Annotated in this window: 16 protein-coding genes and 5 tRNA genes; 5 read left to right on the top strand and 16 right to left on the bottom strand. The window is 56.1% G+C overall.

Annotated features, from left to right (window positions below; translation table 11 throughout):
• Positions 1-43 precede the first annotated feature (43 nt).
• The 5 genes from proX to emrB all read left to right on the top strand — a co-directional run bounded on the left by proX (position 44) and on the right by emrB (position 6046).
• On the top strand, positions 44-1039 hold the full coding sequence (gene proX / locus JO226_RS17790) for a glycine betaine/L-proline ABC transporter substrate-binding protein ProX (RefSeq protein WP_293640632.1): 996 nt from the start codon (positions 44-46) through the stop codon (positions 1037-1039).
• Between the two features lie 150 nt (positions 1040-1189).
• Positions 1190-2374 (top strand): MFS transporter, encoded by a 1185-nt coding sequence (locus tag JO226_RS17785; protein ID WP_293640629.1) that lies wholly within the window; start codon positions 1190-1192, stop codon positions 2372-2374.
• A gap of 278 nt (positions 2375-2652) precedes the next feature.
• A complete protein-coding gene (gene mprA / locus JO226_RS17780) occupies positions 2653-3183 on the top strand; it encodes a transcriptional repressor MprA (RefSeq protein WP_293640626.1) in 531 nt (176 codons plus the stop codon).
• A 127-nt stretch (positions 3184-3310) separates the two neighbouring features.
• Complete coding sequence (gene emrA, locus JO226_RS17775; protein ID WP_293640623.1) at positions 3311-4483, top strand: multidrug efflux MFS transporter periplasmic adaptor subunit EmrA; 1173 nt, start codon at positions 3311-3313, stop codon at positions 4481-4483.
• A 15-nt stretch (positions 4484-4498) separates the two neighbouring features.
• Positions 4499-6046 carry a multidrug efflux MFS transporter permease subunit EmrB gene (emrB, locus tag JO226_RS17770; protein ID WP_293640620.1) on the top strand — a complete coding sequence of 516 codons (1548 nt, stop codon included), beginning with the start codon at positions 4499-4501 and terminating at the stop codon, positions 6044-6046.
• A 52-nt stretch (positions 6047-6098) separates the two neighbouring features.
• Here the strand turns inward: emrB and luxS are convergent, their stop codons facing one another.
• From luxS to mltB, 16 genes are all read right to left on the bottom strand, one after another.
• Entirely contained in the window at positions 6099-6614 is a 516-nt protein-coding gene (luxS, locus tag JO226_RS17765; RefSeq protein WP_013365059.1) for an S-ribosylhomocysteine lyase, read from the bottom strand.
• A 151-nt stretch (positions 6615-6765) separates the two neighbouring features.
• Positions 6766-8322: a glutamate--cysteine ligase gene (gshA, locus tag JO226_RS17760; protein ID WP_293640615.1), complete on the bottom strand. Its 1557-nt coding sequence runs from the start codon at positions 8320-8322 to the stop codon at positions 6766-6768.
• Between the two features lie 78 nt (positions 8323-8400).
• Positions 8401-8829: a YqaA family protein gene (locus JO226_RS17755; protein ID WP_293640613.1), complete on the bottom strand. Its 429-nt coding sequence runs from the start codon at positions 8827-8829 to the stop codon at positions 8401-8403.
• Positions 8826-9392, bottom strand: a complete 567-nt coding sequence (gene yqaB / locus JO226_RS17750; RefSeq protein WP_293640611.1) for a fructose-1-phosphate/6-phosphogluconate phosphatase — start codon at positions 9390-9392, stop codon at positions 8826-8828. Before yqaB ends, JO226_RS17755 begins: the two co-directional genes overlap by 4 nt.
• Positions 9393-9517: 125 nt before the next feature.
• On the bottom strand, positions 9518-9832 hold the full coding sequence (locus JO226_RS17745; RefSeq protein ID WP_293640609.1) for a BON domain-containing protein: 315 nt from the start codon (positions 9830-9832) through the stop codon (positions 9518-9520).
• Positions 9833-10116: 284 nt separating this feature from the next.
• Positions 10117-10193 (bottom strand) — tRNA-Arg (locus JO226_RS17740).
• A gap of 160 nt (positions 10194-10353) precedes the next feature.
• Positions 10354-10430: transfer RNA gene (locus tag JO226_RS17735), tRNA-Arg, on the bottom strand.
• 63 nt (positions 10431-10493) lie between these two features.
• A tRNA-Arg gene (locus tag JO226_RS17730) sits at positions 10494-10570 on the bottom strand.
• A gap of 65 nt (positions 10571-10635) precedes the next feature.
• A tRNA-Arg gene (locus tag JO226_RS17725) sits at positions 10636-10712 on the bottom strand.
• A 4-nt stretch (positions 10713-10716) separates the two neighbouring features.
• Positions 10717-10809, bottom strand: a tRNA-Ser gene (locus tag JO226_RS17720).
• Positions 10810-11084: 275 nt separating this feature from the next.
• Positions 11085-11270: a carbon storage regulator CsrA gene (csrA, locus tag JO226_RS17715; protein WP_000906486.1), complete on the bottom strand. Its 186-nt coding sequence runs from the start codon at positions 11268-11270 to the stop codon at positions 11085-11087.
• 240 nt (positions 11271-11510) lie between these two features.
• On the bottom strand, positions 11511-14138 hold the full coding sequence (gene alaS, locus JO226_RS17710; protein ID WP_293607512.1) for an alanine--tRNA ligase: 2628 nt from the start codon (positions 14136-14138) through the stop codon (positions 11511-11513).
• A 194-nt stretch (positions 14139-14332) separates the two neighbouring features.
• Positions 14333-14830 carry a recombination regulator RecX gene (recX, locus tag JO226_RS17705; RefSeq protein ID WP_293607510.1) on the bottom strand — a complete coding sequence of 166 codons (498 nt, stop codon included), beginning with the start codon at positions 14828-14830 and terminating at the stop codon, positions 14333-14335.
• Between the two features lie 76 nt (positions 14831-14906).
• Positions 14907-15965, bottom strand: coding sequence for a recombinase RecA (recA, locus tag JO226_RS17700; RefSeq protein ID WP_293607508.1), 1059 nt, complete (start codon positions 15963-15965; stop codon positions 14907-14909).
• Between the two features lie 73 nt (positions 15966-16038).
• Positions 16039-16536, bottom strand: a complete 498-nt coding sequence (pncC, locus tag JO226_RS17695) for a nicotinamide-nucleotide amidase (protein WP_293607506.1) — start codon at positions 16534-16536, stop codon at positions 16039-16041.
• A 151-nt stretch (positions 16537-16687) separates the two neighbouring features.
• Positions 16688-17670: lytic murein transglycosylase B (gene mltB, locus JO226_RS17690; protein WP_293607504.1), on the bottom strand; the 983-nt coding region annotated here is incomplete at its 5' end.

Here is a 17670-nt window from a genome sequence, read left to right as displayed (position 1 = left end):
GCTGCCGGGTCTACAACGTCCCACCTGAAAAGAAGGAACAACGATGCGACATCACCTCATTATTGCTACCGCGTTTGCCGCCCTTGTCTCTGCAAGCGGCATCGCTGCTGAGCTACCCGGAAAAGGCATTACCGTCCAGCCGGTGCAAAGCACCATCTCCGAAGAGACCTTCCAGACCCTGCTGGTCAGCCGCGCGCTTGAAAAGCTGGGCTATACGGTTAAGGCGCCGAGCGAAGTGGATTACAACGTCGGCTACACCTCAATTGCCTCTGGCGATGCCACTTTTACCGCCGTGAACTGGCAGCCGCTGCATGACGACATGTATGCCGCTGCGGGCGGTGATAAAAAGTTTTATCGCGAGGGTGATTTCGTCACCGGCGCGGCGCAGGGTTACCTCATCGATAAGAAAACCGCCGAGCAGTACCACATCACCAAAATCGATCAGCTCAAGGATCCGAAAATCGCCAGACTGTTCGACACCAACGGCGATGGTAAAGCGGATCTCACCGGCTGTACGCCCGGCTGGGGTTGTGAAGCAGTCATTAACCACCAGATAGACGCCTACGGCCTGAGCAACACCGTGGTGCACAATCAGGGCAACTACGCCGCGATGATGGCCGATACCATCACCCGTTATAAAGAAGGTAAGCCGGTGCTGTACTACACCTGGACGCCGTACTGGGTAAGCGACGTGCTGAAGCCGGGCAAGGATGTGGTCTGGCTGCAGGTGCCGTTCTCCTCCATGCCTGGCGAACAGAAGGATATCGATACCAAACTGCCGAACGGCGCCAACTACGGCTTCCCGGTCAACACGATGCATATTGTGGCCAATAAAGCCTGGGCGGAGAAAAACCCGGCAGCGGCGAAGCTGTTTTCACTGATGAAGTTGCCGATTGCCGATATCAACGCCCAAAACGCCATGATGCATGAAGGTCGCGCCTCGCAAGCGGATATCCAGGGCCATGTTGACGGCTGGATCGGCGCGCATCAACAGCTGTTTGACGGCTGGATCCAGCAGGCGCTGACGGCCCAGAAATAACCGGCCTGACAACACCCTTTCCCGTCCGGGAGAGGGTTCCCCCCGCCTTAACCGCACAAACCAACACGCGACAAATCAACCCCCTTCAAAAACCTTCGTTATGATAAATATCCAAAAACATAATCACCTGATAAACGATCCCTGAAGACAATGACGAAAACTTCTCATGGGCTTAGCCCGTCGCTGATACTGCTGATGTCCGTTGCGACAGGCCTTGCCGTCGCCAGCAATTACTATGCCCAACCGCTGCTCGATACCATCGCACGCGCCTTTTCCCTGAGTGCCGGACAGGCGGGGTTCATCGTGACCGCCGCTCAACTCGGCTACGCCGCAGGCCTGCTGTTTCTGGTACCGCTCGGCGACATGTTTGAACGCCGCGCGCTGATTGTCTTCATGACGCTGCTGGCCGCAGGCGGCATGCTGATCACCGCCAGCAGCCAGTCGCTCGGCGTGATGATCCTCGGTACCGCGCTGACGGGGCTCTTCTCCGTGGTGGCGCAAATCCTGGTGCCGCTGGCCGCGACCCTCGCCACGCCGGACAAACGCGGCAAAGTGGTCGGCACCATCATGAGCGGGCTGTTGCTGGGGATCCTGCTTGCTCGTACAGCGGCGGGGTTACTCGCCGACCTTGGCGGTTGGCGGACGGTTTACTGGCTGGCGTCGGCGCTGATGGCATTGATGGCACTGGCGCTGTGGCGCGGTCTGCCGACGGTGAAACAGGAAACCCATCTGAATTACCCGCAGCTGTTAGGTTCGGTGTTCAGCCTGTTTATCCATGACCGCCTGCTACGCACCCGTGCCCTGCTCGGCTGTCTGACCTTCGCCAACTTCAGTATTCTCTGGACGTCGATGGCTTTTCTGCTGGCCGGTGCGCCGTTCCACTTTTCCGAAGGGGTTATCGGCCTGTTCGGTCTGGCAGGCGCGGCGGGGGCGTTGGGCGCGCGTCCGGCGGGCGGGCTGGCGGATAAGGGCAAATCGCATCTCACCACCACCAGCGGTCTGCTGCTGTTGCTGCTCTCCTGGGGCGCCATCTGGTACGGGCAGAGCTCGGTTATCGCCCTTATCGTCGGCATTTTGGTGCTGGACCTGACGGTACAGGGGGTACATATCACCAACCAGACGGTCATTTATCGGATGCAGCCACAGGCGCGTAACCGCCTGACGGCGGGCTACATGACCAGCTACTTTATTGGCGGCGCGGCGGGCTCGCTACTGTCGGCATCCGCCTGGCAACATGCCGGTTGGTCCGGCGTATGCCTGGCGGGCATGACGATGGCGGCGCTGAACCTGCTGGTTTGGTGGCGGGGCTTCCACCGTCAGGAGGCGGCAGCCTGAATTGCCACCTGACGGCGGCCTCATTAGGCGACCAGGGTGTTAAGACTACCTTGAGTCTGTTAAGGTTATATCAACTGGTTATCAGGGTGACTGTTTCACAGGGAAATAATTTCTACACCGTGATGAAGGCGCTGATAGCCGTTGATTCCACCCTTTTCCGCCAGACAAATTCCGTGCTGGATCAATTACCCAAACGCATAGTTTAGGTTAATTAATTCATTTACTTTATTTGTCACTGTCGTTACTATATCGGCTGAAATTAATGAGGTCATGCCCAAATGGATAGTTCGTTTACGCCCATTGAACAAATGCTAAAATTTCGCGCCAGCCGCCATGAGGATTTCCCGTACCAGGAAATTCTTCTGACCCGCCTGTGCATGCACATGCAGGGTAAGCTGCTGGAAAATCGCAATAAAATGCTGAAAGCTCAAGGGATTAACGAGACATTATTTATGGCGTTAATCACGCTGGAGTCTCAGGAAAACCATAGCATTCAGCCGTCAGAGCTGAGCTGTGCGCTGGGGTCGTCGCGGACTAACGCCACACGCATCGCTGATGAACTTGAAAAGCGCGGTTGGATAGAGCGTCGCGAAAGCGATAACGATCGCCGTTGCCTGCATCTGCAGTTAACCGATAAAGGCCATCAATTTTTGCGCGAGGTTCTGCCGCCGCAGCATAACTGTCTGCATCAACTCTGGTCATCGCTGACTGCGGAAGAAAAAGATCAACTTGAGCACATCACCCGCAAGCTTCTCACCCGTCTTGACAGGATGGATGAAGATGGTGCTGTTTTAGAGGCGCTGCGCTAAGCGCCATACTCGCTCAATATCCTGATTACATAACGAAGACCGGCAGGCCAGCAGCGAAAAACTGCTGGCCTTTCTGGCGAACAGGTCGGCTCAGCCGATGAGAAAAAATAAGATCGTGGAGAAAAACATGAGCGCGAATGCGGAGACTCAACCCCCGCAGCAACCAGCGAATAAGAAGGGTAAACGCAAAGGCGCCCTTCTGCTGCTGTCCTTGCTCTTTATTCTTATTGCCGTGGCATATGGGATTTATTGGTTTTTGGTACTGCGTCATTATGAAGAGACCGATGACGCGTACGTAGCAGGGAATCAGGTGCAAATCATGGCACAGGTGTCAGGCAGCGTGACGAAAGTCTGGGCTGATAACACTGACTTTGTGCAAAAAGGCGATGTTCTCGTCAGCCTTGATCCCACCGACACCAAACAGACGTTTGAGAAAGCGAAGACACAACTGGCCTCCAGCGTCCGTCAGACGCGCCAGTTGATGATCAACAGCAAACAGCTGCAGGCGAATATCGACGTCAAGAAAACCGCGCTCTCGCAGGCGCAGACCGACCTGAACCGTCGTATCCCGCTCGGCACCGCCAACCTGATTGGCCGTGAAGAGCTGCAACACGCTCGCGACGCCGTTGCCAGCGCACAGGCGGAACTGGACGTGGCTATCCAGCAATACAACGCCAACCAGGCGATGGTGCTGGCCACGAAGCTGGAAGAGCAACCTGCGGTGCAACAGGCCGCCACCGAAGTGCGCAACGCCTGGCTGGCGCTGGAACGAACCAAAATCGTCAGCCCGATGACCGGCTACGTGTCCCGTCGCGCGGTGCAGCCTGGTGCACAAATCAGCCCAACAACCCCGCTGATGGCCGTGGTTCCGGCGTCAGACCTGTGGGTCGATGCTAACTTTAAAGAAACGCAGCTGGCGCATATGCGTATCGGCCAGCCAGCCACCATCACCAGCGACATCTACGGCGACAGCGTGAAGTACACGGGTAAAGTCGTCGGCCTTGACATGGGTACAGGCAGCGCGTTCTCCCTGCTTCCGGCGCAGAACGCAACCGGTAACTGGATCAAAGTGGTCCAGCGTTTGCCGGTACGTATTGAACTGGATGCCAAACAGCTGGCGGAGCATCCGCTGCGTATTGGTCTGTCCACCCTGGTTGAGGTAGATACCTCCAACCGCGGCGGTCAGATGTTGGCAAGTCAGGTACGCAGCAGTCCGGTTTACGAAAGTAATGCCCGCGAAATCAGCCTTGATCCGGTGAATAAACTGATTAATGACATCGTCCAGGCGAACGCGAACTAATCCGGGGTGAGCGTAATGCAACAGCAACAACCGCAGAAACCACTGGAAGGCGCGCAACTGGTCATCATGACCATCGCACTGTCGCTGGCGACGTTTATGCAGGTGCTGGACTCCACCATCGCTAACGTGGCTATCCCGACGATCGCCGGTAACCTTGGCTCCTCGCTGAGCCAGGGAACCTGGGTGATTACCTCGTTCGGCGTGGCGAACGCCATTTCGATCCCGATTACTGGCTGGCTCGCCAAACGCGTCGGCGAAGTGAAGCTCTTTCTCTGGTCGACGATCGCGTTTGTGATCGCCTCCTGGGCGTGCGGCGTCTCCAACAGCCTGACGATGCTTATCTTCTTCCGCGTGATCCAGGGTATCGTCGCCGGACCGCTGATCCCGCTATCCCAGAGCCTGTTGTTGAACAACTACCCTCCGGCGAAGCGCTCCGTCGCGTTGGCCCTGTGGTCGATGACGGTGATCGTAGCGCCTATCTGCGGTCCTATCCTCGGCGGGTATATCAGCGACAACTATCACTGGGGCTGGATTTTCTTCATTAACGTGCCGATCGGCGCTGTGGTCGTGCTGATGACGCTGCAAAGCCTGCGCGGGCGCGAAACCCGCACCGAGCACCGGCGTATTGACGCCATCGGCCTGGCGCTGCTGGTTCTCGGCATCGGCAGCCTGCAGATCATGCTCGACCGGGGTAAAGAGCTGGACTGGTTTAACTCCACGGAAGTGGTGGTGCTGGCGGTCGTGGCGGTGGTTGCCATCAGCTTCCTGATCGTCTGGGAGCTGACCGACGATAATCCGATAGTCGACCTGTCTCTGTTTAAGTCGCGAAACTTTACCATCGGCTGTCTGTGCATCAGCCTGGCCTACATGCTTTACTTCGGTGCTATTGTGCTGTTGCCGCAACTGCTGCAGGAGGTTTATGGTTACACGGCCACCTGGGCCGGGCTGGCATCAGCGCCGGTTGGGGTGATTCCGGTCATCCTGTCGCCCATCATCGGTCGTTTCGCCCATAAACTCGATATGCGACGGTTGGTCACCTTCAGCTTTATTATGTATGCCGTGTGCTTCTACTGGCGCGCCTATACGTTTGAACCGGGAATGGACTTCGGCGCGTCAGCGTGGCCGCAGTTTATTCAGGGCTTTGCGGTTGCCTGCTTCTTTATGCCGCTCACCACCATCACGCTGTCAGGCCTGCCGCCGGAGCGGCTGGCGGCGGCATCGAGCCTGTCAAACTTTACCCGTACGCTGGCGGGGTCTATTGGTACATCGATAACCACCACCATGTGGACCAACCGCGAAGCGATGCACCATGCGCAACTTACCGAGTCGGTGACGCCGTTCAATAGCAACGCGCAGCAGATGTACGATCAGTTGCAGTCGATGGGGATGACGCAGCAGCAGGCTTCCGGCTGGATTGCGCAGCAGATTACCGGCCAGGGGCTGATCATGTCCGCTAACGAGATCTTCTGGATGTCGGCGGGGATCTTTATCATTCTTTTGGGTCTTGTCTGGTTCGCCAAACCCCCGTTCGGCGCGGGCGGCGGTGGCGGTGGTGCGCACTAGAAAGCAAAAAGCCAGTTCACAGGAACTGGCTTTTTTATATCCACAGACGCGACTAGATGTGCAGTTCCTGCAGCTTTTCTTTCGGCAGCGCCAGCTCTTCATTGCTGTTTACACGCACGCCGCGATCGATAATGTGGTGAGCAATCTCCTGCGCTTCTTCCAGCGAGTGCATGGTATAAGTCCCACACTGGTAGACGTTCAGCTCAGGGATCTGACTCTGGTCCTTCACCTTCAGCACATCGGCCATCGCCGCTTTCCAGGCCTCGGCCACACGGGTTTCATCCGGCGTGCCAATCAGGCTCATGTAAAAACCGGTACGGCAGCCCATTGGCGAAATATCGATAATCTCTACACCGTTGCCGTTAAGGTGGTTGCGCATAAAGCCCGCGAACAGGTGCTCAAGGGTGTGAATACCGCGTTCCGGCATCACTTCTTTATTAGGTACGCAAAAACGCAGGTCAAATACGGTGATCGCATCGCCGTGCGGGGTGTGCATGGTCTTCGCCACACGGACTGCAGGTGCTTCCATTCGGGTATGGTCGACCGTGAAACTATCTAATAACGGCATTCGTCACCTCCGATAGTGATTTTTTTAAAAAAAATTGAACTCTTTCGTACGGGGCGAGTCTGAGTATATGAAAGACGCGCATTTGTTATCATCATCCCTGTCTTCAGAGATGAAATGTTTGGCCACAGTGATGTGGCCTTTTTCTTTTCTGTCACGCAAAGCGTGCAACCAACGCGGAAAACGGCTCGGTATCCGCCGCTTCGATTTCACGCTGACGCGTCACCGAGGCTTCCCGCTCTGCGTCAAAATCCGCTTCGCTCAGAATCTCCAGCGGTTCTTCCCGCAGCAGCGTCCGATACGCCTCGCCCAACGCATTACCGGTGCCGCCAATGCCTCTATCAATCATAGAACGCAAAATGCGCGCCGAGAACGTTAATTCAGGGTCATCAAAGCACGCCACCAGCTCATCGCACACTTTTTGATACTGCAAACCGCCATCGATGCTATCCAGCGTCTGCGCGACGCGCTTGAGATCGCGGAACAGGTCTTTGCCTACCTTCGGCAGCGGGAACTGCGCGGTCTCACAGCCAATACCTAACGTCAGCCCTGGCTTACGACCTTCAAGGATCACACGATTCCAGTTCGTACGGGTGCACAGGAGTTCGTCGCTGCTCATCTCCGGGGCATCCGCCAGCACGCACCAGACCATGAACAGATCCAGGAAACGCACCTGCTGCTCGTCAACGCCAATCGGCGAGAACGGGTTGATGTCCAGCGAACGGACTTCAATGTACTCAATGCCGCCGCGCAGCAGCGCATCCGACGGCGTTTCGCCGCTGCGGGTCACGCGTTTCGGACGAATTGGCGCGTACAGCTCGTTTTCAATCTGCAGAATGTTGCTGTTGATTTGCAGGTGCTTGCCGTCTTTCTGCAGGCCAATTCTGGCGTACTCTTCAGACGGCGTTTTAATCGCCCGCTTCAATCCTGCTACGTAGCCGTGCAGATCGTTAAACGTAATTCCGAGATTACTTTGCGATTTATTGGTATAACCCAAATCGCTCAGGCGCAACGACGTCGCGTACGGCAGGTAATACATCCCGCAGTCGGTTTTCTCAAACGGCAGCGTCGTCGGCTTCCCTTGCAGGAACGAGGAACAGATGGCCGGAGAAGCGCCAAACAGGTAGGGGATCACCCAGCCAAAACGGTAATAGTTGCGAATAAGGCGGAAATAGCCAGCGGAAATCACCTCTTTGCCGCTCTCAGCATCATTAATGCCGCACTTCGCCTGCCAGAACGCCATCGGCAGCGAGAAGTTATAGTGCACGCCGGAGATGGTCTGCATCAGCGCGCCATAGCGGTTTTTCAGCCCTTCGCGGTACAGCGTTTTCAACCGCCCTGCATTGGACGTCCCGTACTGCGCCAGCTCAATATCCTGACCCGGGGCAATGTAGCACGGCATACTCAACGGCCACATGCGCTCATCGCCCAACTTACGCGCGGTGTAGCGATGCACATCGCGCATGAAGGTCAGCATATGATCGATATTGCCTTCCACCGGAGTGATAAACTCCAGCAGCGCTTCCGCAAAATCGGTGGTGATCCACTTATGCGTCAGCGCCGAACCGAGCGCCTGTGGATGTCCTGTCGTTGCCAGTGTGCCATCTGCATTGACACGCAGCGTTTCGCGCTCAAGCCCGCGCTGGATCCCCTTAATCGCCTGAGGATGTTTTTCCAGCCAGGCCAGCGCCTGTGATACGTCCGGGATCAAATTGACCTCCCGCCTGTCGAAATCATTCTATTAAGCATAATTGTAATGGTTGACGATTAAAGGTCACAATCAGTCCAATTAGTGCCACCACGTCATACCCTGAAGCGTTGCGGCCGCGATAACCACGTAACGCAGCGCCTTGCCAAGGCATAAGAAAAAAAGTACCGGTCCCCAGGAAATGCGCATCCATCCCGCCAGCAGGCAGAGCAGATCGCCAATGACCGGCATCCAGCTCAGTAGCAGCGTGGCGGCGCCATAGCGCCTGAGCCACCCCACCGCTTTATCTTGCCAGCGTGATTTCTCACGCAGCGGAAACAAACGTCCAAGAATAACGTTAGTTGCCCCTCCAAGGCTATTACCCATTGTTGCTATTAACACGAGCAGCCAGGGATCGCTGACCTTCGCCAGCAGCATGCCGATCAGGACAACCTCAGAATTGCCGGGCAGCAGCGTCGCACTCAGAAAGCTGCTGGCAAACAGCGAGAACAGCGATAACGCGTCACTCACAGCAGACGCACGTCCACAGCGTCCATTCCTGCGCTTTTTGCCGCCTGCAGGCCAAAATCTGCGTCTTCAAACACCACGCACCGACCGGGTTCAACCCCCATCCGCGAGGCGCACAGCAAAAAGGTATCAGGTGCAGGTTTATGATTTTTGACATGATCCGCCGCCACAACGGCAGAAAAATAACGCCGTAACCCCAGATGCGTCAACAACGCCTCGGCGATGGCGCTTTCGCTGCCGGTACCGACCGCCATCGGACGTCGACCGTGCCATGCTTTGACGACATCAATCAGCGGCAGCGGACGGACGGTATCCATCAACATGGCTTTCACTGCATCGGTTTTTTCTCGCGCCAGTGCGTACGGGTCGAGGGAGGCGTGATGTTGCTCAATAATCGCCTGCGCGATCCGCCAGGTGGGCGCCCCGTTCAGCGCAACCATCGCCTGTTCATCGAAACGCATGTCGTAGCGGCCAAGCACCTCGCGCCAGGCCTGCTGATGGGTCGGTTCGGTATCCAGGATAGTGCCATCCATGTCGAAAATCAGCCCTGCGTAACGTTCGTACATCGTGTCCTCACAATCCGGGTAAAGGAACGCTACTTTAGCGTAAAAGAGGGGAAGTTGTCGCCGCCCATGGCACAAACAATAAAGGCACCATCCGGTGCCTTTAGGGGAAGAAAATCTGTATTGCGCTATTTAACCTGCATGTCGTTCTCAACGACGCGCACCCCGGTTACACCACGGGTAATCTCAACAGCACGGTTAGCAACCGCCTGAGAAGTAACAAAACCGCTCAGTTGCACGCGGCCTTTAAAGGTCACAACGCTAATCTCAGAGGATTTGATGTCTTTATCGCTGAACAGCGCCGATTTCACTTTTGTGGTAACCACAGTGTCGTCGATATAGCCGCCGGTGCTTTCCTTCGTTGAGGAGCCGGCACAACCCGCCAGCGAAACCGCGATAATCGTTGCTGCGCAAAACGCAGACACAGCTTTGAACCATTTCATGGATTTCTCTCCTTGCTACCTGAATGCAGAATGATAACTACTATAAACTAGCCTGAAAGGAGAAAATTGCCAATGGGAATCAGGTGATTAAGCGCATTTTTAAAACAAAAGAAGTCAGGTAAAATTCGGAGGAGAGTGCTCTGGAGAAAATGGTGCATCCGGGAGGATTACTCGGCTGCGCCTCGCCCTTACGGGCCGTTGCTTACGCAACGTTATTCTCCCTGGTGCGGCGATTATCTCGCAGACCATGACACAGCTTTTGGCCGCTGTTATCCTGGAGAAAATGGTGCATCCGGGAGGATTCGAACCTCCGACCGCTCGGTTCGTAGCCGAGTACTCTATCCAGCTGAGCTACGGATGCATCGGGAAATGCTTTAGTCACAAGTAATGGTGCATCCGGGAGGATTACTCGGCTGCGCCTCGCCCTTACGGGCCGTTGCTTACGCAACGTTATCCTCCCTGGTGCGGCGATTATCTCGCAGACCATGATACAGCTTTTGCCGCTGTTATCCTGGAGAATATGGTGCATCCGGGAGGATTCGAACCTCCGACCGCTCGGTTCGTAGCCGAGTACTCTATCCAGCTGAGCTACGGATGCATCGGAATTACTGCTTTACTACTGATATCTGGCGTCGTTACTAAAACCACACCAGGCAAAAGATGGTGCATCCGGGAGGATTCGAACCTCCGACCGCTCGGTTCGTAGCCGAGTACTCTATCCAGCTGAGCTACGGATGCATCGGAAAACTTGCTTTACTACGCTGATTCAGTGCCGTACTGAATAACCACAACACTGAGTAAGATGGTGCATCCGGGAGGATTCGAACCTCCGACCGCTCGGTTCGTAGCCGAGTACTCTATCCAGCTGAGCTACGGATGCAAAATGGCGGTGAGGCGGGGATTCGAACCCCGGATGCAGCTTTTGACCGCATACTCCCTTAGCAGGGGAGCGCCTTCAGCCTCTCGGCCACCTCACCACACGCCTCTTACGAGTGCTTCGAAGAACTTGTTTAAGCTCATCGTCGCTGCGTGGCGCACATATTACTTTCTGGGACTTATAAGTCAAACAATTTTTCCAGCACTTTTATCGTTTGCACACTTCACGTTCAATTAGCCTGCAAAAGCGGCAAAAAGAGCGATTAATCAACACGGATCTGTGGCGTAACCAAGAAAGAGTGTGTGAAGAAAAGAGGGGAAACTCAGAGGGAATACTGGAAGATTGCGTCTCACCGTAGGGTGAGACGCAGAGAAATCAGTAACTGGACTGCTGGGATTTTTCAGCCTGGATACGCTGGTAGATCTCTTCACGATGGACAGAGACTTCTTTAGGGGCATTTACGCCGATGCGCACCTGGTTGCCCTTCACCCCTAAAACTGTCACGGTGACCTCATCGCCAATCATGAGGGTCTCACCAACTCGACGAGTCAGAATCAGCATTCTTTGCTCCTTGAAAGATTAAAAGAGTCGGGTCTCTCTGTATCCCGGCATCATCCGTCATATAACGCCAAAAAGTAAGCGATGACAAACACGTAAACGTGTCAGCAGTCACGGCATCACATTCTGTTAAACGTAAGTTTAGCCGATTTACACAATTTCAACCTGACTTTATCGTTATCAGTATTGCGACAATGAGACGCCAAAACGCCGGAGCGTAAGGCGTCTGTCGCATTATTGTTATTACAGTTTTGCGCTAACCCAACCTTTTACGCTGGCCAGTGCTGCAGGAAGAGCCGCTGCGTCAGTACCACCGGCTTGCGCCATGTCCGGACGTCCGCCCCCTTTACCACCCACCTGCTGGGCGACCATACCAATCAGCTCTCCGGCTTTAACGCGGTCCGTCACATCCTTAGAGACACCCGCAATCAGAGAAACCTTATCTTCTGCTACCGTGGCCAGTACGATAACCGTAGAACCTAACTGGTTCTTGAGATCGTCAACCATGGTACGCAGCATCTTCGGCTCAACGCCAGCAAGTTCACTCACCAGCAGCTTAACGCCGTTAATGTCTTCCGCTTTGCTGGAAAGGCTCGCGCTCTCCTGCGCTGCCGCCTGCTCTTTCAACTGCTGCAGCTCTTTTTCCAGCTGGCGCGTACGCTCCAGCACGGTACGAACTTTATCCGCAAGGTTGTGGCTGTCGCCTTTGAGCAACTGTGCGACATCGCTCAGCAAATCGCTTTCAGCGTGCAGGCTGGCGATAGCGCCCTCCCCCGTTACCGCTTCAATACGACGAACGCCCGCCGCTGTACCGGATTCGGAGGTAATGCGGAACAGACCGATATCGCCAGTGCGCGAGGCATGCGTACCGCCGCACAATTCGGTGGAGAAGTCGCCCATGCTCAGCACGCGTACGCGTTCGTCATATTTCTCGCCGAACAACGCCATCGCGCCTTTCGCTTTCGCGTCTTCCAGCTCCATGATATTGGTTTCAACCGGCAGGTTGCGGCGGATCTGTGCGTTAACCAGATCTTCCACTGCACGGATCTCTTCCGGCTTCATGGCTTCAAAATGGGAGAAGTCGAAACGCAGCGCTTTGTCGTTTACCAGAGACCCTTTCTGCCCCACATGCGTACCCAGCACATCGCGAAGCGCGGCGTGCATCAGATGCGTCGCTGAGTGGTTCAGACGGATACGCGCGCGGCGGACATCGTCAACATCAGCCTGTACAGCATCGCCTACTTTCAGGCTGCCGCTGTTCAGTTTGCCGAGATGCCCGATAGCCTGACCATATTTCTGCGTGTCGCTGACCGCAAAGCTAAAGCCTGCGCCTTTCAGCTCGCCTTTATCGCCAACCTGACCGCCAGATTCCGCGTAGAACGGCGTCTGATCGAGAATGACAACCGCATCCTGACCGGCGTTAATGCTGTTAACCGCTTTACCGTCGACGAACAGCGCGGTCACTTTACCGTTCAGTTCCAGATGGTCGTAGCCTTTAAACTCAGAGGCGCCGTCAACGCGGATCATGGCGTTATAGTCAGCGCCAAAGCCGCTGGACTCACGCGCGCGGCGGCGCTGCTCTTCCATTGCCGCTTCGAAGCCCGCTTCGTCAACTTTGATATTGCGCTCACGGCAAACGTCCGCCGTCAGGTCAACCGGGAAACCGTAGGTATCGTACAGACGGAAGGCGGTTTCGCCGTCCAGCGTATCGCCAGACAGTTTCGCCAGTTCTTCGTCCAGCAGCGCCAGGCCGCGCTCAAGCGTACGGGCGAACTGCTCTTCTTCGGTTTTCAGAATTTGCTCAACCTGCGCCTGCTGGCGTTTCAGGTCGTCGCCTGCGGAACCCATCACCTCAACCAGCGGCCCAACCAGCTTGTAGAAGAAGGTATCCTTCGCGCCCAGCATGTTGCCATGACGAATTGCGCGGCGAATGATGCGGCGCAGCACGTAGCCACGGTTTTCGTTGGACGGGATAACGCCGTCGGCAATCAGGAATGCGCAGGAGCGAATGTGGTCGGCAATCACGCGCAGCGACTTGTTGCTCAGATCGGTCGCGCCGGTCACTTTCGCCACGGCCTGAATCAGCGCGTGGAACAGGTCGATGTCATAGTTAGAGTTAACGTGCTGCAACACCGCGGCGATACGCTCAAGCCCCATGCCAGTATCCACGGACGGCTTCGGCAGCGGTTCCATGGTGCCGTCAACCTGACGGTTAAACTGCATGAAGACGATGTTCCAGATTTCGATATAGCGGTCGCCGTCCTCTTCCGGGCTGCCCGGAGGTCCGCCCCAGATGTGATCGCCATGATCGAAGAAAATCTCGGTGCACGGGCCGCAAGGACCGGTGTCGCCCATCTGCCAGAAGTTGTCAGAGGCGTACGGCGCACCTTTGTTGTCGCCGATGCGGATGATACGCTCGCGCGGAATACCGACCTCGTTCTCCCAGATGTCGAAAGCTTCGTCATCGGTCTCATAGACGGTGACCCACAACTTTTCTTTCGGCAGTGCAAACCAGTTCTCCCCGGTCAGCAATTCCCAGGCATATTTAATCGCATCCTGTTTGAAGTAGTCGCCGAAGCTGAAGTTACCCAGCATTTCGAAGAACGTGTGGTGACGCGCGGTGTAACCGACATTTTCCAGGTCATTGTGCTTACCGCCCGCGCGCACGCAGCGCTGCGCGGTCGTTGCGCGGGAATAATTACGTTTATCGAGACCCAGGAACACGTCTTTGAACTGGTTCATCCCGGCGTTGGTAAACAGCAGGGTCGGGTCGTTGTTCGGCACCAGGGAGCTGCTGGCAACTACCTGATGTCCCTTGCTATGGAAAAAGTCGAGAAACGCCTGACGGATCTCAGCGGTGCTCTTGCTCATAATTATCCTGAAATCAAGCTAACGGATTGTTGCAGGCGCGATTGAACAGTTTTTAGACAGTCAGGCCACCTGGCGGAAAAAAGTGGGAATAAGATAAGTTTTCTTTAGAGGGAAGTAAAATCCAGGATGGTTCTATCTGCAAAAATACGCCAAATAGTCGCGTTTCGTGATGGATGACGTATGAAGCATCATCCTTATCGGGCGGTAAAAAGCGCCTGGATATCCTCCATCAGATAGCCGCGATTGAGTAAAAAGCGCTGCACCTTTACTTTTTGCGCAAAAACCGTCGGCAACGGCGTGCCAAATTTCCGCTCCGCCTGCTCGCGCGCCAGCGCCTGCCAGTCAATCTCGCATTCATACATCGCCTGCTCGATATCCGGCCGCGCGATCCCTTTCTGATTGAGCTCCTGGCGGATACGCGCCGGACCATAGCCTTTGCGGCTGCGGCTGGCGATAAACAGGCGAGTGAAGCGCGCGTCATCAAGATAGCGGCTTTCAAAGCACCACTGGATAACCTTGTCGATATCTTCCGGGGTTGCTTCCACCGCTTCCGGACCGTTTTTCCCCATCACCGGCGCCACCAGCTTACGGCGCAGCTCTTTTTCGCTGTGGTCACGCATCGCCAGAATGCGGATAGCCCTGTCCAGCAAACGCGCATAAGCGGAACGGCGGGGGGAGGAACTGTCGGTCATAGCGGGCCTTTATCGACAACGGGACAAAAACAAAAGGGCCGCATCCGCAGCCCTTTTCGTCACTTTCTACACTCTATCAGAAATCTTCGCTGGTTTCCGCGACGTCATTATCGTCAACGGTGAACGCAGGCGTCGGATCCTGATTGTTGAGCAGCAGTTCGCGCACTTTCTTTTCAATCTCTTTTGCTGCAACCGGGTTTTCCTTCAGCCAGCTGATCGCGTTCGCTTTACCCTGACCGATTTTATCGCCGTTATAGCTATACCAGGCGCCCGCTTTTTCAATCAGCTTCTCTTTCACGCCGAGATCGACCAGCTCGCCGAAGAAGTTAATCCCTTCACCGTAGAGGATCTGGAATTCAGCCTGTTTAAACGGCGCCGCGATTTTGTTTTTCACGACCTTCACGCGGGTTTCGCTACCGACGACGTTTTCACCCTCTTTCACCGCGCCGATACGGCGAATATCCAGACGCACGGAAGCGTAGAATTTGAGCGCATTGCCCCCGGTGGTGGTTTCCGGGTTACCGAACATAACACCGATTTTCATACGAATCTGGTTGATGAAGATCAGCAGCGTGTTGGACTGCTTCAGGTTACCGGCCAGCTTACGCATCGCCTGGCTCATCATACGCGCCGCGAGGCCCATGTGAGAGTCGCCGATTTCGCCTTCGATTTCCGCTTTCGGCGTCAGCGCCGCAACGGAGTCGACGACGATAACGTCGACCGCGCCGGAACGCGCCAGCGCGTCACAAATTTCCAGCGCCTGCTCGCCGGTATCCGGCTGGGAGCACAGCAGGTTGTCGATATCGACACCCAGTTTGCGGGCATAAATCGGGTCCAGCGCGTGTTCGGCGTCGATAAACGCACAGGTTTTGCCTTCACGTTGCGCCGCCGCAATCACCTGCAGGGTCAGCGTGGTTTTACCGGAGGACTCCGGCCCGTAAATCTCAACAATACGGCCCATCGGTAAACCGCCAGCACCCAGGGCGATATCCAGTGAAAGCGAGCCGGTGGAGATAGTTTCCACATCCATGGAGCGGTCTTCACCCAGGCGCATGATGGAGCCTTTACCGAATTGTTTTTCGATCTGGCCCAGTGCTGCCGCCAACGCTTTCTGTTTGTTTTCGTCGATAGCCATTATTACTCCTGTCCGGGTGTTACCGCGTGAATACTGTTCTGTTGACGCAATTATACTGTATAGTCATACAGTATCAAGCATTTTGTAGAAATTGTTGCCACAGCAGTTGCAGTGCATACGCCGTGGCCTGTCTGCGCACCGCTCCGCGGTCTCCCGTGAAGCGCTCGCAGCGGGTAAAGCCCTGCCCATTTGCGCAGGCAAGACCAAACCACACCGTGCCGACGGGCTTCGCCTCGCTGCCGCCATCCGGGCCAGCGATGCCGCTGACCGACAGCGCATAGGTCGCCCGCGCCGCCCGCAGCGCGCCAATCGCCATTTCGACAACCACCGGTTCGCTTACCGCGCCGTGATTCAGCAGCGTCTCTTCCCGCACGCCGATCATCTGCGATTTCGCTTCATTGCTGTAGGTGACGAACCCACGCTCAAACCACGCGGAGCTGCCGGCGATATCGGTAATCGTTTTGGCTATCCAACCGCCGGTGCAGGACTCCGCGGCGGTCACCGTCGCGCCCTGGGCCTTCAGCGCCAGGCCGACCTGCTCGCTGAGCTGCATCAGTTCACTGTCTGTCATGGTTATCCCTCGCGACCAGAAAAAGATGGGCATCAAGATAGCACTTTCTAAAAGAAGGTGGGGAGCGGGGAACGAATTTGCGCGGCGTCTTCAGAAAAATCGTCCTGTCCCCCGGCGAATACCGAAGAACAGGACTCATACGTGAGGATGATTACTGAGCGCGCGCCTGTGCGACGGCCAGGCCCAACTGCCAGACCGCCATCGCGTAGTGGGTGCTGTGGTTATAGCGGGTGATGGTGTAGAAGTTCGGCAGACCGTACCAGTATTCATAGCCGGTGCCGACGTCCAGACGCAGCAGGCTTGCCTGCTGATGGTTGCCGAGCGGTTGGGTCGGCGTCAGCCCCGCAGCGGTCAGTTGCGACACGCTGTAGTTGGTTTTAAAGCCGTTTTCCATCCCCGGCGCCTGGCCCATCGCCTTCACCGCCACCTGGTCGCCGCTCACCCAGCCATGCTGTTTGAAGTAGTTCGCCACGCTGCCGATAGCATCGTCCGGATCCCACAGGTTGGTGTGACCGTCGCCGTTGAAGTCCACCGCATACTGCTTGTAGGACGACGGCATAAACTGCCCATAACCCATCGCCCCGGCGAAGGAACCTTTCAGATCGAGCGGGTCGTCCTGCTCATCGCGCGCCATCAGCAGGAATGTCTCCAGCTCGCCGGAGAAATACTCCGCGCGGCGCGGGTAGTTAAACGACAGCGTTGCCAGCGCGTCAAGAATACGCGTTTTCCCCATCACGCGACCCCAGCGGGTTTCCACGCCGATGATGCCGACGATAATTTCCGGCGGTACGCCGTACACCTGCCAGGCGCGGTTCAGCGCATCCTGATGTTCGTTCCAGAACACCACGCCATTTTGCACGTTATCCGGCGTGATGAACTGTTTGCGGTAGCGCAGCCATGCGCCGTTCGGCCCGGTCGGCACCTGCACGGTCGGCGCCTGGCGATCCATCAGGCGCAGCACGTAATCCAGACGCTTCGCCTGGGAGAGAATTTCATGCAGCTGCTGGCGGTCAAAACCATGCTTATTCACCATGCTGTCGATAAACTGCTCGGCTGCCGGGTTATTGGCAAAATCGCCGCCGGTCATCGTGACATTATGCTGCGGCTCCAGCAGGAATCCCCCGGACGAGGTGG

It is taken from the genome of Pluralibacter sp., assembly GCF_019237635.1.
GTDB lineage: Bacteria > Pseudomonadota > Gammaproteobacteria > Enterobacterales > Enterobacteriaceae > Enterobacter_B.
Note: the sequence above shows the minus strand (reverse complement) of the source record. Positions and strands in the feature narration are given on the sequence as shown.